General features: G+C 75.2%; 16 protein-coding genes. 1 reads left to right on the plus strand and 15 read right to left on the minus strand.

Annotated elements, in window-relative coordinates:
- Window positions 1-166: 166 nt before the first annotated feature.
- The 11 genes from BLS43_RS05865 to metK form a co-directional block, all read right to left on the minus strand.
- Entirely contained in the window at window positions 167-640 is a 474-nt protein-coding gene (locus BLS43_RS05865; protein WP_093077912.1) for a PH domain-containing protein, read from the minus strand.
- A gap of 2 nt (window positions 641-642) precedes the next feature.
- Window positions 643-1,125: a 6,7-dimethyl-8-ribityllumazine synthase gene (ribH, locus tag BLS43_RS05870; RefSeq protein ID WP_093077915.1), complete on the minus strand. Its 483-nt coding sequence runs from the start codon at window positions 1,123-1,125 to the stop codon at window positions 643-645.
- Between the two features lie 100 nt (window positions 1,126-1,225).
- Complete coding sequence (locus BLS43_RS05875; protein WP_093078522.1) at window positions 1,226-2,530, minus strand: bifunctional 3,4-dihydroxy-2-butanone-4-phosphate synthase/GTP cyclohydrolase II; 1,305 nt, start codon at window positions 2,528-2,530, stop codon at window positions 1,226-1,228.
- A gap of 5 nt (window positions 2,531-2,535) precedes the next feature.
- Window positions 2,536-3,174 (minus strand): riboflavin synthase, encoded by a 639-nt coding sequence (locus BLS43_RS05880; RefSeq protein WP_093077918.1) that lies wholly within the window; start codon window positions 3,172-3,174, stop codon window positions 2,536-2,538.
- 15 nt (window positions 3,175-3,189) lie between these two features.
- Window positions 3,190-4,185, minus strand: coding sequence for a bifunctional diaminohydroxyphosphoribosylaminopyrimidine deaminase/5-amino-6-(5-phosphoribosylamino)uracil reductase RibD (gene ribD / locus BLS43_RS05885; protein WP_176921188.1), 996 nt, complete (start codon window positions 4,183-4,185; stop codon window positions 3,190-3,192).
- Complete coding sequence (rpe, locus tag BLS43_RS05890) at window positions 4,175-4,846, minus strand: ribulose-phosphate 3-epimerase (RefSeq protein WP_093078525.1); 672 nt, start codon at window positions 4,844-4,846, stop codon at window positions 4,175-4,177. The genes ribD and rpe overlap by 11 nt, the downstream gene beginning before the upstream one ends.
- A gap of 98 nt (window positions 4,847-4,944) precedes the next feature.
- On the minus strand, window positions 4,945-7,008 hold the full coding sequence (locus tag BLS43_RS30435) for an RsmB/NOP family class I SAM-dependent RNA methyltransferase (RefSeq protein ID WP_093077924.1): 2,064 nt from the start codon (window positions 7,006-7,008) through the stop codon (window positions 4,945-4,947).
- A 186-nt stretch (window positions 7,009-7,194) separates the two neighbouring features.
- The gene (gene fmt / locus BLS43_RS05900) at window positions 7,195-8,127 is read right to left on the minus strand and encodes a methionyl-tRNA formyltransferase (protein ID WP_093077927.1); all 933 of its coding nucleotides are present in this window, start codon (window positions 8,125-8,127) and stop codon (window positions 7,195-7,197) included.
- Window positions 8,124-8,666 (minus strand): peptide deformylase, encoded by a 543-nt coding sequence (def, locus tag BLS43_RS05905; protein ID WP_093077930.1) that lies wholly within the window; start codon window positions 8,664-8,666, stop codon window positions 8,124-8,126. Before def ends, fmt begins: the two co-directional genes overlap by 4 nt.
- A 37-nt stretch (window positions 8,667-8,703) precedes the next feature.
- Complete coding sequence (locus tag BLS43_RS05910) at window positions 8,704-10,794, minus strand: primosomal protein N' (RefSeq protein WP_425438524.1); 2,091 nt, start codon at window positions 10,792-10,794, stop codon at window positions 8,704-8,706.
- A gap of 120 nt (window positions 10,795-10,914) precedes the next feature.
- Window positions 10,915-12,114 carry a methionine adenosyltransferase gene (metK, locus tag BLS43_RS05915; protein WP_093077933.1) on the minus strand — a complete coding sequence of 400 codons (1,200 nt, stop codon included), beginning with the start codon at window positions 12,112-12,114 and terminating at the stop codon, window positions 10,915-10,917.
- A gap of 329 nt (window positions 12,115-12,443) precedes the next feature.
- Between metK and BLS43_RS05920 the strand changes: the two genes are divergently transcribed.
- Complete coding sequence (locus BLS43_RS05920; protein WP_093077936.1) at window positions 12,444-12,959, plus strand: SH3 domain-containing protein; 516 nt, start codon at window positions 12,444-12,446, stop codon at window positions 12,957-12,959.
- Between the two features lie 101 nt (window positions 12,960-13,060).
- On the opposite strand, the gene coaBC is transcribed toward BLS43_RS05920, so the two are convergent.
- The 4 genes from coaBC to mihF are packed head-to-tail and all read right to left on the minus strand — an operon-like array spanning window position 13,061 to window position 15,459.
- The gene (coaBC, locus tag BLS43_RS05925; RefSeq protein ID WP_093077939.1) at window positions 13,061-14,269 is read right to left on the minus strand and encodes a bifunctional phosphopantothenoylcysteine decarboxylase/phosphopantothenate--cysteine ligase CoaBC; all 1,209 of its coding nucleotides are present in this window, start codon (window positions 14,267-14,269) and stop codon (window positions 13,061-13,063) included.
- A 5-nt stretch (window positions 14,270-14,274) separates the two neighbouring features.
- A complete protein-coding gene (gene rpoZ, locus BLS43_RS05930; protein WP_093077942.1) occupies window positions 14,275-14,547 on the minus strand; it encodes a DNA-directed RNA polymerase subunit omega in 273 nt (90 codons plus the stop codon).
- Between the two features lie 2 nt (window positions 14,548-14,549).
- Window positions 14,550-15,143, minus strand: coding sequence for a guanylate kinase (gene gmk / locus BLS43_RS05935; protein ID WP_093077945.1), 594 nt, complete (start codon window positions 15,141-15,143; stop codon window positions 14,550-14,552).
- Window position 15,144: 1 nt separating this feature from the next.
- Window positions 15,145-15,459, minus strand: coding sequence for an integration host factor, actinobacterial type (gene mihF / locus BLS43_RS05940; RefSeq protein ID WP_093077948.1), 315 nt, complete (start codon window positions 15,457-15,459; stop codon window positions 15,145-15,147).
- Window positions 15,460-15,553 lie beyond the last annotated feature (94 nt).

A 15,553-nucleotide genomic window follows, 5' to 3' on the forward strand; every position in this document is an offset into this window, starting at 1 on the left:
CTCACCCTCGGGCGCCGTTGCCCGAGTCGGTCGATCAGCTCTCCGCACGCGCGTGGTCACGCTGCGTTCGATCTCCGCGCCAGAGGAGTGTGGGGCCGGCCGACCGCGCGGGCCGGGACGCGGGCGGAATGGGAGCCCAGCGGTCAGGCGGGGTCGCCCAAAGGGGTCAGCGGTGGGCGGCGGCGTGCAGCGCCCGCACCTTCCGGATCGCGTCGACCGCGTGCTGCCGGTCCACCGCCTGGATCGCCAACACGGGCAGGTACTCGTAGTCCGGCAGGTCCAGCCGGGCCCAGGAGGCGCCGTCCGGGAACCCGACCCGCTCGACCACCGACCAGGGCAGGGTCTTCGCGAGCCCGACGTTGCGGACCTCGATGCCACGCTCGTCCGCCCGGACCCGCGGCCGCGCGAACAGCAGACACCCGGCCGCGACGAAGAGCCCGAACAGGACCATCGCCACCTGGTCGGCGAGCCGGAAGAACACGCCCGTCGCCGTGTTCCGCAGGATCACCGCGATCACCACGAAGACGACGATCGTCACCACCGCGGAGACCCAGCCCAGCCAGGACGCCAGCCGCGGCCGGACCGTCACCGCCCCCGGCCCCCGTCCGATCGGGGCCTCGACCCGCGCCGTCTCGTTCATGGTCACCCGAGCTCCCGGAGCTCGGCGAGCACGATCGCGGTGCGCAGCGCCGCCTCGGTGGCCTCGGCGCCCTTGTCCTCGGCGCTGCCGGGGGCCCCGCTGCGGTCCACGGCCTGCTCGAGGGTGTTCGTGGTGAGCACGCCGTTGCCGACCGGGGTGCTCTCGTCGAGGGAGACGCGGGTCAGGCCCGCGGTGACCGAGTCGCAGACGTACTCGAAGTGCGGGGTGCCCCCGCGCACGACGACGCCCAGGGCCACCACCGCGTCGTGCGTGCGGGCGAGCTCCTGGGCGATCACGGGGAGCTCGATGGTGCCCGGGACCCGGACCACGGTGGGCACCGCCCCGGCCTTCTCCACCGTCTCCAGTGCCCGCGCGAGCAGCTGATCCACGATCTCCGCGTGCCAGGTCGCGGCCACCACACCCACGCGGAGCCCGGCCGCGCCCGACAGATCGCCCGCGTCCACGGGCCGTCCTTCACCGCTCACGGTCCCATCCTCCCACCCGTCCGAACCCACGGTGCACGAGCGGCCCGTTCAGGACGTCGGACGTCCCGGACGGGCCGCGGGTGCACGGAGCGGCCGGGCCTCAGCCCTGCGCGTCGGTGAGGTTGCCGGGGCCCGCGCTCTCGCCGAGACCGGGCAGGTCGTGACCCATCCGGTCCCGCTTCGTGCGCAGGTAGCGCAGGTTCTCCGGGTTCGGGCGGATCGGCATCGCGATGCGCTCGAGGATGCGCAGGCCGTAGCCCTCCAGCCCGGCGCGCTTCTCCGGGTTGTTGGTGAGCAGGCGCATCGACTTCACGCCCAGGTCGGAGAGGATCTGCGCGCCGATGCCGTAGTCCCGGGCGTCAGCCGGGAGGCCCATCGCGAGGTTGGCGTCGACGGTGTCCGCGCCCGCCTCCTGCAGCTGGTAGGCCTGCAGCTTGTGCAGCAGGCCGATCCCCCGGCCCTCGTGTCCGCGCATGTAGAGCACGACGCCGCGACCCTCGTCCGCGACGGCCGCCAAGGCGGCGTCGAGCTGGGGCCCGCAGTCACAGCGCATCGAGCCCATGACGTCTCCGGTGAGGCACTCGGAGTGCACCCGGACCAGCACGTCCTCGCCGGACCCCTCCGGGGTGCCGACATCCCCCTTCACCATGGCGATGTGCTCGATGCCGTCGAGCAGGGAGTCGTAGCCGAACGCCACGAACTCGCCGTGCTCGGTGGGGATGCGGGCCTGCGCGATCCGCTGGACGTGCTTCTCGAAGCGTCGCCGGTAGGCGATCAGGTCGGCGATGGTGATCAGGGTGAGCTCGTGGTCGTCCGCGAAGACCTGCAGCTCGTCGCCGCGGGCCATCTCGCCGTCGTCCTTCTGGGAGACGATCTCGCAGAGGGCGCCCGCCGGAGCGAGCCCCGCCATCCGGGTCAGGTCGACGGCGGCCTCGGTGTGCCCGGGGCGGCGCAGGACGCCGCCCTCGCGGGCCCGCAGCGGCAGGACGTGGCCGGGGCGCACCAGGTCCGACGGCTGGGTCGTGGCGGCCGCGAGCAGCCGGATCGTGTGGGCGCGGTCCGCCGCGGAGATCCCGGTGGAGATCCCCTCCTTCGCGTCCACCGTCACCGTGAAGGCGGTGCGGTAGGCGTCCGCGTTGGAGTGGTGCATCGGCGGCAGGTCGAGCCGGTCGCACTCGGAGTCGGTGAGGGCGACGCACACGTAGCCCGAGGTGTAGCGGACGACGAACGAGACCAGCTCCGGCGTCGCCTTCTCGGCGGCGAAGATCAGGTCGCCCTCGTTCTCGCGGTCCTCGTCGTCCATCACCACGACGGCCTTGCCCTCGGCGAGGTCGCGCAGCGCCCGCTCGATCCTCTCGAAGCCGCCCGAGAGCCCCGCGGCCTGCGCCGCGCCCTGGTGAGCGATCTCGGTCACTCCGCACCGTCCTTCGGTGTCGTCGATGTGGCAGCGCCGCCGAGGTAACCGGCGGTCATCTTCTCCACGTACTTCGCGAGCACGTCCACCTCGAGGTTGACGGGATCGCCGGGCCTGCGCAGGCCGAGGGTGGTGTCGGCGAGCGTCGTCGGGATGAGGGCCACGGTGAACGTGTCGCCGTCGGTGGCGGCCACGGTCAGCGACACGCCGTCGACCGTGATCGAACCCTTCTCCACCACGTACTTCGCGAGCTCGGCCGGGAGGCTGAAGCGCACCTCGTCCGACCGCTCGCCGGGGGTGCGGGTCAGCAGCGTGCCGACCCCGTCGACGTGGCCCTGCACGATGTGCCCGCCGAAGCGGCCGTTCGCCGCCAGCGCGCGCTCGAGGTTGACCTTCGCGCCCGCGACGGCCCCGCTGAGCGAGGTCCGCTTGAGGGTCTCGGGGACGAGCTCGAGGCGGAAGGTGTCCCCGCCGTCCGGCACCACGGCCGTGAGACAGCAGCCGTTCACCGCGATCGAGTCGCCGTGACCCGCGTCGGAGGAGACCAGCGGCCCCCGCACGGTCAGGACGACCACCTCGCCGGAGGACGCGACGTCGACGATCTCGCCGACCTCCTCCACGATCCCCGTGAACATCCCCTGTCCCTTCCGTCAGGCCGGCCGAGCGTCGACCAGCACGTCCGCGCCCACGACGCGGACCGTGTCCACCTGCAACCGAGCGATGTCGCCGATCGTTCCCACCCCCGCGTCCCCCAGCGCGGCCGGGCCGGCACCGAGGAGCGCGGGCGCGAGGTACGCCAGCACCCGGTCGACCCGCCCGGCCTGCACGAACGCGCCCGCGAGCCGGGGGCCGCCCTCCAGCAGGACGTCCACGACACCACGGTCGGCGAGCGCCTTCAGCACGTCGTCGGGTGACTGTGTCCGCAGGTGTAGCACGTCCGGCGCGTCCAGTCGGGATCCTGTACGGAGGTCACTGTGGCCCACCACGACCCGCAGCGGCTGGCGCTCGCGGTCCGTGCCGTCCGGGTACCGGGCGGTGAGGGCCGGATCGTCCGCCCGCGCCGTCCCGGTGCCGACGACCACGGCGTCGACGTGCGAACGGAACTCGTGGACCTCGGCGCGGGCCTCGGGACCGGTGATCCACCGGCTCGTGCCGTCCGCGGCGGCGCTGCGGCCGTCGAGCGTCGCGGCGAACTTCCACGTGACGTGCGGACGCCCGGTGCGGACGCTGTGCAGCCAGGCCCGCAGCGGCCCGCCCGCCACGTCGAGCGCGCTGTGGGTCACCGCGATGCCCGCCTGGCCCAGCACCCGGGCACCCCCGGCGGCGACGGGGTTCGGGTCGGCGACGCCGACGTGCACGGCCGCGACGCCCGCCGCGATCAGGGCGTCGGTGCAGGGTGGCGTCCGGCCGTGGTGCGCGCAGGGTTCCAGGGTGACGACGGCGGTGCCGCCGCGCGCCCGCTCCCCCGCCGCGCGCAACGCGAGGACCTCGGCGTGCGGCCCGCCGGGCGGCTGGGTGGCGCCGACGCCCACGACCTCGCCCGCCGCATCCAGCACGACGGCGCCGACCGGCGGGTTCGGGCTGGTGCGACCGTGCACCGCGACGGAGGCCGCGAGGGCCTCCCGCATGGCGTCCTCAGGCGTCATGGGCCCACCGGGGATGCGCGCCGGCGGCCTTCTCCCGCAGTGCGGCGACGGCCAGGGCGGGGTCCTCGGCGCGGTACACCGCGGAGCCCGCGACGAAGCAGTCGACGCCGGCCTCGGCCGCCGCCTCGATCGTCGAGTCCGCGATCCCGCCGTCGATCTCGATCATGAGGGTGAGGTGGCCGGTGTCGACGAGCCTGCGCGCCTCGCGCACCTTGTCCAGCACCTCGGGCATGAAGCTCTGCCCGCCGAAACCGGGCTCCACGCTCATCACGAGCAGCGTGTCGTAGTGCTTGAGCACCTCGACGTACGGGTCCAGCGGCGTACCGGGCTTGAGCGACAGCCCGGCCTTCGCCCCGGCGGCCCGCAGGTCCTTCGCCACCATCACCGGGTCGTGGGCGGCCTCGACGTGCACCGTGACGTTGTGCGCCCCCGCCTCGGCGTAGCCGGGCGCCCACCGGTCCGGGTCGTCGATCATCAGATGGCAGTCCAGCGGGGTGTCGGTCGCCTTCAGCAGCGACTCGACGACCGGCAGGCCCAGGGTCAGGTTCGGCACGAAGTGCGCGTCCATGACGTCCACGTGCAGCCAGTCCGCGCCCGCCACCCGCTCGGCCTCCTGCGCGAGCCGCGCGAAGTCGGCCGCGAGGATGCTGGGCGCGATCAGGGGCGTCGGGGCGGTCAGGGAACGCACCCCCGCAGGCTACGCGCCGCACCCCGCCCGGCTGCACCGACCGGCGGTGGAGATGCAGGTCACAGAGCTGCTCAGGCGGTGCGGCGCAGCAGCGTCAGGAACATCGCATCGGTGCCGTGGCGATGCGGCCAGAGCTGGACGTGCGGCCCGTCGCCGAGGTCCGGGACGCCCGGCAGGAACTCCCGCGCGTCCACGTGCTCGACGGCCACCCCGAGGTCCTTGCGGCGCACGATCCCGCCGACCACACCCACCGTCTCGGACAGGTGCGGCGAGCAGGTGACGTAGGCCACCACCCCGCCCACCCGAACGTGGCGGAACGCGGCGAGCAACAGCTCGCGCTGCAGCTTGGTCAGGTTCGCGACGTCCTCGGGCTTACGCCGCCACCGGGACTCCGGCCTGCGCCGCAAGGCGCCCAGCCCGGTGCACGGGGCGTCGACGAGGACCCGGTCGTAGACGCCCGCCTCGAGTGGCGCGTCCCGGCCGTCCGCGGTGTGCACGGTGACCGGCAGCCCGTCGACGGCCCGGCGGACCAGGTCGGCGCGGTGCTCGGCCGGTTCGACGGCGTCGACCCGGCCACCCGTCATCGCCGCGATCCCGCCGAGCAGCGCGGCCTTGCCGCCGGGGCCCGCACACAGGTCGAGCCAGCGGCCGGAGTCGCCGTCGACCGGGACCCGGGTCAGCGCGAGCGCCACGAGCTGGCTGCCCTCGTCCTGCACCGCGGCCACGCCCTCGCGGATCACGTCGAGCTCGCCGATGTCCCCCGAGCCGGGCTCCAGGTGCACCCCGTACGGCGAGTAGGGGGCCTCGGTGCCGCCGGTGACGAGCGCGAGCTCCTCGGCGCTGATCTCGCCGGGCTTGGCGAGCAGGTGGACGGCGGGGCGGGCGTCGTCGGCCGCCAGCGCGGCATCGAGCTCGGCGCGCGAGCCGAGGGCGTCGACGAAGGCCTGCGCGATCCACTTCGGGTGGGCGTGCAGGAACGCCGCGCGCCCGACCGGGTCCTCCTCCGCGCTGGGCGCGAGCTCGGCGAGCCACTCCTCGGCGCCCTTCTCGCGCGCGGTCTCGGCGACCTTGCGCAGGATGGCGTTCACGAAGCCCGACGACCGGGACCCCTCCGTCTCCCGCACCAGGTCCACCGCGGTGGCGACGGCGGCGTGCTCGGGCACCCGCATGCGCAGGATCTGGTAGGCGCCCAGGCGCATCGCGTCGACCAGCTGGCGCTCCACGCGGTGCAGCGGGCGGTCCGCGCAGGCCTCGATCACGGCGTCCATCTGGCCCGCGGCGCGCAGGGTGCCGTAGCCCAGCTCGGTCGCCAGGGCGGCGTCGCGGTCCTTCAGGCCGTAGCGGCGCAGGATGCTGGGGAAGACGAGGTTGGCGTAGGCGTCCCGCTCGCGCACCGCGGTGAGCAGCTCGAACGCGGCCGCGCGGGCCGGGTCGCTCGACGGCGGCGTGCTCGGCCCCTGCCTGCGACGCGGCGGCCCGGCGTTGCGCGGGCCCGCGGCGCGGTCGCGGCGCCCACCCCGGTCGTCGCGGCCGTAGCCGCCGCGCCGGTCGCCGGAGCCGGCCCGGGGGCGGTCGTCGCGGCGGTCGGGGCTGCGCTGGTCGCGGTCACGGTCGCGGGCGGCGCCACGGGGGCGGTCGTCACGGGGCCGGTCGTCACGGCGGTCCGGGCGGGGGCGGTCGTCCCGTCGGTCGTCACGGTCGCGGTAGCCCCCGCGGGGGCGGTCGTCGCGCGCGCCGCGGTGGCCGCCGTCCCCCGACGGGCGGCGATCGGGTCCGCCACGGTCGTCCCGGGGCCCGCGGTGGCCGCCCCGCTCGTCTCGCGGGCCGCGGGAACCGCCGTCCCGGCCTCCCCGGTCGTCCCGCCCGGCCCGCTCACCCCGGTAGCCGCCGGGCCCGCCGGCACCGCCGCGGTCCCGGTCGCCCCCGGAGCCGCCGCGGCTCGGGCCGCGGTCCCCACCGCCCCGGTCGTCCCGGGAGCGGCCCCGGTCGTCGCGCGAGTCCCGGCTCGGCCGCCCGCCTCGGCGGTCGTCCGACCAGCCGGAACCCCGGCGCTCCCCCGCGCCCCGGGGACGGTCGGACCGGCCCCGATCGTCGCGGTCGTCCCGCTCCGGTCGTCCGCCGTCGGCCTCGCTCACACGTACTCCTCGTCGTCTCGCTCGCGGACGACACACCGGTGCCGCCACGCTCCATCGTCCCAGGTCCGCCCACCCCCACCCGCGCCGGTCGCCCGGGAGCCCGACGTGATCACGCCGACTGGAGCGAAACCCGCGCTGAGCGCGGATCCTGCTCCACTCCCGACGATCACTCGGGGCGACGTGGGCTCAGGTCAGGCTGTCGGACTCCGTGATCCGCACTCCGCGCGCCCAGTCCGGCGCCGGCATCGCGCGCTTGCCCGTGGGGCGGACCTCGCCCAGGGCGACCGGGACCGTGGTGGTTCCGACCAGCACCCGCTTCTTCTCGACGTGCAGCTCGCCCGGCTTCAGCTCGATCTCGCCCGTGCGCACCGGGACGACCGGGCCGAGGCCGAGCCGGGTCTCGCGGAAGGTGCACCACGCCCCCGGCTCCGGCGTGACCGAGCGGACCAGCCGGTCGACCGCGAGCGCCGGGGTCGCGAAGTCCACCCGGGCGTCCGCCACCAGGACCTTGGGCGCGTGGGTGACGCCGTCCGCGGGTTGCGGCACGGCCCGCAGGGTGCCGTCCTCGAGCCCGTCCATCGTCGCGGCCAGCAGCGTCGCCCCCGAGCGGGCGAGCCTGCCGAGCAGGTCACCGGTGGTGTCCCGGGGGCCGATCGGCTCGGTGACCACGCCGTAGGTCGGGCCGGTGTCGAGGCCCTCCTCCAGCAGGAAGGTGGTGGCGCCGGTGACCTCGTCGCCGTGCTTGATCGCCGCCTGCACCGGCGCGGCGCCCCGCCACGCGGGCAGCAGCGAGAAGTGCAGGTTGACCCAGCCGAGCCGGGGCACGTCCAGCGCCGCGCGCGGCACCAGCGCCCCGTACGCGACCACCGGCACGCAGTCCGGCGCGAGTGCGCGCAGCTGCTCCAGGAACTCCGGGTCGCGGGGCTTCGCGGGCGTGAACACCGGGATCCCCGCGGCGTCCGCCAGCGCGCCGATCGGTGAGCGGACCAGCGTGCGGCCGCGGCCCGCGGGGGCGTCCGGCCTGGTCAGCACCCCGACGACCTCGTGGCGCGGCGAGTCCAGCAGCGCCTGGAGGGCGGGGACGGCGGGATCGGGGGTGCCGGCGAACAGCAGCCTCATCGGGCCTTGCCGAACATCGGGTGCGGGCTGACCTTCACGGTCTGCCCGGCGAACCACTCGGCCTCGCGGATCTCCGCCATCGCCTGCCTGCGCGTGGCCGGGTCCAGCCGGGCGATGAACAGCACGCCGTCGAGGTGGTCGGTCTCGTGCTGGATCGCGCGCGCCAGCTTCGCCGTGCCCTCGACCGTCACGGGCTCGCCGTGCACGTCCCACCCGGTCGCGACGACGTTCGCCATCCGCTTGCAGTCCCACTGCAGACCCGGGATGGACAGGCAGCCCTCCGGCCCGAGCTGCTCCTCGGCGTCCGACGCCGTCCACGTCGGGTTGATCAGGTGGCCCTCGATCCCGTCGACGGCGAACGTGAACACCCGCAGACCCACGCCGATCTGCGGCGCGGCGAGGCCGGCGCCGCCCTCGTCGTGCATCGTGTCGGTGAGGTCGGCGACGAGCTTGCGCAGCTCGGCGTCGAACGTCGTGACGGGTGCGGCCACCTCCCGCAGCACCGGGTCACCGAACAGGCGGACGGGTTGGACGGACACGGATCTCCCCTCGGTCGAACACCCCCGATTCTGCCACCTACTCGATCTCGGCCGGGTCCAGCCGCACCCGCACCGGGTCCGGCGCCTTCCGGCCGCTGCGCAGGGCCTGCACCGCGTGCAGGTGCCGGGCCAGCTCGCGCCCGTGCGCGCGCGGCACCCGCAGCAGCGCCCGCTCGTGGCCCTCCGCGGAGTCCTCGACCTCCACCGGCCCGAGCACCTCGATCCGCGGCTCGGCCGCCAGCACCAGGTCGACGACCTCCGCCACCGCACCCGGCACACCCTCGACCGAGGCCATCCGGACGGCGGGCGGGAACCCCACCTCGGCCCGCGACGCCAGCTCCTCGGCGGCGAACCCGGCCGGGTCCCACCGCACCAGCGCCTGCACCACCGGGATGCCCGAGTCCGCGACGATCACCACCCGACCGCCCTCCGCATGCGGTCTGACCAGCGCCGACGCGGCCAGCCACCGGCGCAGCGCCTCCTCCATCACCCGCAGGTCGGCGCGCGAGAGCATGGCCCAGCCGTCGAGCAGCAGGGCCGCGCCGTAGCCGCCCTCGACCCACGGCTCGGCCCCCGGCGTGGCGACGACGATCTCCGGCTTCGCCTTCACCGAGGCGAGGATCGGGGCGCCGCCGCCCGAGGTCCGCACCGCCACCTGCGGGAACGCCCGCCCCAGCTCCTCGGCGGTCCGCCGCGACCCCACGACCCCCGCGCGCAGCCGACGGCCGCCGCACCCGCCGCAGCGGAAGCTCACGTCCGCCCGCCCGCACCACCGGCAGGTCGGGGGCGCGGCGTCCGCCCCGCCGCGCGGCACCCCCAGCGGCCCGGCGCAGTGCCGACAGCGCGCCGGTTCGCGGCACTGGGCACAGGACAGCCACGGCAGGTACCCGGCCCGCGGCACCTGCACGAGGACGGGGTGCCCGGCGCCGAGGGCCTGCCGCGCCGCCTCGAACGCGACGGCAGGCATGCGGGCGGCGCGGGCGTCCGGGTCCCGGGCGAGCTGGGTGTCGGTCTCCCCGATCGCCGTGACGCGGGGCGCGGCCGCCCGCACCGCCGACCGGTCCGCGACGATCGCCGCCGCCCAGTTCGACTCGACGAGCAGCTGCGCCTCGGCCGTGCGGGAGTGGGCGCCGATCAGCAACGCGGCCCCCGCGGCATGGGCCCGGGCGATGAGCACGTCCCTGACCTGGGGGTACGGTGCGCGCGGTTCGGCGTGGGAGTCGTCCCCGTCGTCCCACACGGCGAGCAGCCCCACCCGCTCCACGGGCGCGAACGCCGCCGAGCGGGTGCCGACCACCACCCGGACCGACCCGCGCCGCACCGCGAGCCACCGCCGGTACCGCTCGGCGGGCCCCAGCTCCGCGGTGAGCGCGACCACCGCGTCCGCCCCCAGCAGCGCGACGACCGCGGCGTGGGCCGTCTCGACGTCACGCTGGTCGGGCACCACGAGGATCGCCCCGCGGTCCGCCGCGAGCGCCGCCCCGGCCGCCTCGGCGAACCGCACCGCCCAGGACTCCCCCGGCAGCGCCTGCCACACCGCGTGCGCGTGCCTGCCCGCGGCGAGCGCCTCCAGGAACGCGGGCCCGCGCGGGTAGCGGGCCCATCCGGCCGGATCCGGCCGGGCGACGGCGGCGGCCTCCCGCTCCCGGGGCTCCTCCGCCTCGACCCGGGCGTGGCGCGGCGGCACCGCCATGCGCACCACGTCCGCGAACACCCCGGCGTAGCGGTCCGCCACGGCCCGGCACAGCGCCGCGACCTCCGGGGTGAGCACCGGCTCGAGCGAGACGACCTTGTCGATCCACGCCAGCCGCCCGGTGTGCTCGGACTCCTCGACCCGCTCCAGCAGGTAGCCGTCCACCAGCCTGCCCGCGAACCGCACCCGCACCCGCACCCCGGGCCGCGCCTCGCCGTCGAGATGGGTGGGGACCCGGTAGTCGAAGGGACGGTCCAGGTGCGGCAGCGCCACGTCCACCGCGACCCGGGCGACCGGCGCCGCGTCCGCCGCCTGCCAGTCCCCCCGGGTCGACGTGGCCCGACGGGGTGGCCTGCCCGTCCGCGGTCGGGGCGGTCCGGGCACGACGGTGGGCACGGGGACGTCCAGTCCCGTCTGCCCCTCGTCCCTACTCACAGACCCGTCCTACCCGATCGCTCCGACACTCCCGCCGCCGGCGGCCCGACCCGTCCACAGCCCCGGAACGCACGAACGGCACCCCGGCCCGGCGAGGGGCGGGGTGCCGTTCGGGCGGGCTCAGCTCGCGGCGGACTTGAGCGCCTCGGCGCGGGAGGTGTCCTCCCACGGCAGGGCGATGTCGCTGCGGCCGAAGTGGCCGTACGCCGCCGTGGGCGCGTAGATCGGGCGGAGCAGGTCCAGGTCCCGCACGATGGCGGCCGGGCGCAGGTCGAAGACCTCGGTGATGGCCGCCTCGATCTTCGCCGGGTCCACGTGCGCGGTGCCGAAGGTCTCCACGAACAGCCCGACCGGAGCGGCCTTGCCGATGGCGTAGGCGACCTGCACCTCGATGCGCTCGGCGAGCCCCGCGGCGACGACGTTCTTCGCCACCCAGCGCATCGCGTAGGCGGCCGAGCGGTCCACCTTCGAGGGGTCCTTGCCGGAGAACGCGCCGCCGCCGTGGCGGGCGAAGCCGCCGTAGGTGTCGACGATGATCTTGCGGCCGGTGAGCCCGGCGTCCCCCATGGGGCCGCCGATCACGAACCGGCCGGTGGGGTTCACCAGCAGTCGGACGTTGCTCGTGTCCAGGCCCAGGTTCGCGATCTCGGGCTGGACGATCTTCTCCAGCACGTCCGGTGCGAGCATCCCGTCGAGGTCGACGTCCGCGGCGTGCTGGGTGGAGAGGACCACCGTGTCGAGGCGGACGGCCTTGTCGCCGTCGTACTCGATGGTGACCTGGGTCTTGCCGTCCGGCCGCAGGTAGGGCAGCTCGCCGCTCTTGCGGACGGCGGTCAGCCGCCGGGCGAGCCGGTGCGCCAGCGCGATCGGCAGCGGCATCAGCTCGTCGGTGTCGGTGTTCGCGTAGCCGAACATCAGCCCCTGGTCACCGGCGCCCTGGCGGGCGATCTCGTCCTCGCTGGACTCGACCCGGCTCTCGTAGGCGGTGTCGACACCCTGGGCGATGTCCGGGGACTGCGCCCCGATCGCGACGTTCACGCCGCAGGAGTTGCCGTCGAAGCCCTTCGACGACGAGTCGTAGCCGATCTCGAGGATCGTGTCCCGGACGAGCCCGGGGATGTCCGCGTAGGCCGCGGTGGTGACCTCACCGGCCACGTGCACCTGACCGGTGGTCACGAGCGTCTCGACGGCGACCCGGCTCTTCGGGTCCTCCTTCAGCAGCGCGTCCAGGATGGTGTCGCTGATCGCGTCACACATCTTGTCCGGGTGACCCTCGGTCACCGACTCGCTGGTGAACAACCGGCGCCCCACGTTCGCCACGCCCCACTCCGATCGGTCCGGCACCCCTGTCCGCGGCTGCGAGGTGGGGGGCGCTCCAGTGCAGTTCCGTCACCGCGAGCGTAGTGGACCGCACCGACGTTCGGCCCCGCGCCCGGCCCCGGCCACCGGCGCGCCCGCCGGGCCCGACCCGCCGTTCACGCTGCGTCAGAATCGCTCACCCTGAGCACTCGATCGGGTGGACCACGTCCGGGGTCCCGAATCGGTCACGGTCCGCGTCGTTGGGCCTGCTGACATCGCGAACCGCCGCCGCGACGGGCATCGACCCCGGATCCTCGCGAGGCGACACGACCCCTTGGAGTGTGCTCCCCATGAAGGCAAGCCTGCAGCGTCCCGGCCGCATCGCCGCGGCGGTGGGCGGCGCGGTCGCCGTCGGTGCCGCCGGACTGATGGCCGTCCTCGCCGGGACGGCGTCCGCCGCGACCCCCGGTGTCTGCACCGACAACGTCAACGTCCGCGCGGAGCCGGAGGCGGGCGCGAAGATCGTCGCCGTCTGCGACCGCGGCACGAAGGTCGAGATCGGCGCGGAGAAGAACGGGTTCGTCGAGCTCGTCAACCTCGGCGGCTGGTCGGTCAAGGACTACGTGAAGGCGGACGCGGCACCCGCGGCCGACCCGAACAAGCCCGCCGACGCCGGCCTCACCGCCCCGCAGAACCGCGCCCCGGCCACCACCCCGGCCCCGGGTGCGGCCACCGCGCCTGCCGCGGGCGAGGACCCCGAGGACGCCGACGCCCCCGCCGCCCCCGCGGCGAAGCCCGCCGACGCGCCCGCCGAGGAGCCGGCGCCGGCCCGCTCGGGCGGCCTCGGCGGCCTGTTCGGCGGCTGACGGACACACGACACACGACGACGGGCGGTCCCGGACACCGGGGCCGCCCGTTCTCGTCCGTGAGTGGCGATGGTCGCCAGAGCGACCATCGCCGCTCACGATCAGGTCAGGCGGGTCGCGACCGCATCCCAGATGCGGGCGGCCAGCAGGGCCTTCGAGCCGTGCGGGACCTCGGTCTCCGAGCCGTCGGCGCCCAGCAGCCGGCCCTGGTTGTCCGCGTTCTCGAAGGCGCCGCCCTCGCCCACCCAGTTGACCAGCAGCAGGTCGGAGCCCTTGCGGGCGAGCTTGCGGCGGCCGTACTCGAGGAACTCGGTGGTCTCGTCGCCCGTCTCGGCGGCGAAACCGACGATGACCTGCCCCGGCTCCCGTGCCGCCACCAGCTCGACGAGGATGTCCGGGTTCACGGCCAGCCGCAGCGGCGGCGGCTCCGAGCCGTCCTTCTTGATCTTGTGGCCGGCCAGGTCCGACGGCCGGAAGTCGGCGACGGCGGCCGCCATCACGACCGCGTCCGCGCCCTTCGCCGCCTCGTGCATCGCCTCGCGCAGCTCCAGCGCGGTGCCGATCCGCACGAGCTCGACCGCGGCGGGGGCGGCGAGGTCCGTCGGCCCCGCCACCAGCGTGACGTGCGCCCCGCGCTGCGCGGCGACCTTGGCCAGCGCGTACCCCTGCTTGCCCGACGACCGGTTCCCCAGGAAGCGGACCGGGTCCAGGGGCTCGCGGGTCCCGCCCGCGGACACGACCACCCGGCGTCCGACCAGGTCCCGGGGCAGCGCGTCCGACCGCTCGAGCAGCAGCCGGGCGAACTCGGCGATCTCGGCGGGATCGGGCAACCTGCCTGGCCCGGTGTCCTTGCCGGTCAGCCGCCCCGACGCGGGCTCGAGCACGATGTTCCCGCGGTCGCGCAGCGTGGCGACGTTCGCGCGGGTGGCGGGGTGCTCCCACATCTCGGTGTGCATCGCCGGCGCGAAGAGCACCGGGCAGCGGGCGACGAGCAGGGACCCCGTGAGCAGGTCGTCCGCCCGGCCCGCGGCAGCGCGGGCCAGCAGGTCCGCGGTGGCCGGCGCGACGACGACCAGATCGGCCTCCTGGCCGAGCCGCACGTGCTGCACCGACGGCACGTCGCTGAACACGCCCGTGTGCACCGGTTGGCCGGACAGCGCCTCGAACGTGGCGGCGCCGACGAAGTTCAACGCGGACTCGGTGGGGACGACCCGCACCGAGTGACCGGTCTCGGTCAGCCGCCGGAGCAGCTCCGCGCTCTTGTAGGCGGCGATCCCGCCCGCGACCCCCAACAGAACGCGAGGGGCCACCCGGACTACTCGCCCTCGGTGTGCTCGAGCAGGCCGCTCTGGATCTCCCGCATGGCGATCGACAGCGGCTTCTCGCGCGGACCCGGCTCGACGAGCGGGCCGACGTACTCGAGCAGACCCTCGCCCAGCTGGGAGTAGTAGTCGTTGATCTGCCGGGCGCGCTTGGCGGAGTAGATCACCAGCGCGTACTTCGACGAGACCTTGTCCAGCAGGTCGTCGATCGGCGGGTTGGTGATGCCCTCGGGAAGCGCTCCGGCCACGGGGCCGGTCAGCGGCATGCTCACTCGGTAACTCCAGACGCTGTGTTCAGGGGTGCGACCAGCAACTCTACCAACCGGTCGACGACGGCCTGCACGTCGTCGTTCACCACGACCACGTCGAACTCGTCCCGGGCCGCCATCTCCTCGACGGCGGTGCGGAGCCTGCGCTCCCGGACCTCGGGCGACTCGGTGCCGCGGTAGGTCAGCCGCCGGGCCAGCTCCTCGAACGAGGGCGGCTCCACGAAGACCGTCACCGAGTCCGGGATCTTCTCCTTGACGGCCCGCGCGCCGGCGAGGTCGACCTCCACCAGCACCGGGTGCCCCGCGGCCAGCTCGCGCCGGACCGGCTCGGCCGGCGTGCCGGAGCGCTGCAGCCCGCCGTGCACCTCGGCCCACTCCAGGAGCTCCCCGGCCGCGACGAGCCGGTCGAACTCCTCGCGGGAGACGAAGTGGTAGTGCACCCCCTCGACCTCGCCGGGGCGCTTGGCCCGGGTGGTCGCCGACACCGAGAAGTGCAGGTCGGGGAGCTCCCTGCGGAGCCGGTCGACGATGCTGCTCTTCCCGACCCCGGAGGGGCCTGCGAGCACCATCAACCGGCCCCGGCGGGTGTCCATCTCAGGACGGGAACTCGGTGAGCAGCGCCTTGCGCTGCCGCTCGCCCAGCCCGCGCAGCCGGCGGCTCGGCGCGATCTCCAGGCGCTCCATGATCTGGGCGGCACGGACCTTGCCGACGCTGGGCATCGCCTCGAGCAGCGCCGACACCTTCATCTTGCCGAGCACCTCGTCGGTGTCCGACTGCTTCAGCACCTCGGCGAGGGTGATCCCCCCGCGCTTGAGGCGGTCCTTCAGCTCAGCCCGGGCCCGGCGGGCGGCCGCGGCCTTCTCCAAGGCGGCGGCACGCTGTTCGTCGGTCAGCTGGGGAAGGGCCACGGTCTCCTCCGTCTTTCGTCGTGCGCGAGGGCGGTCACCCGGTGGCCGGGCGACGCGGTCCCCGGAGGATTGATCCGGGGTCGGAAGCGAACGT

This window comes from Pseudonocardia oroxyli (assembly GCF_900102195.1).
GTDB lineage: Bacteria > Actinomycetota > Actinomycetes > Mycobacteriales > Pseudonocardiaceae > Pseudonocardia > Pseudonocardia oroxyli.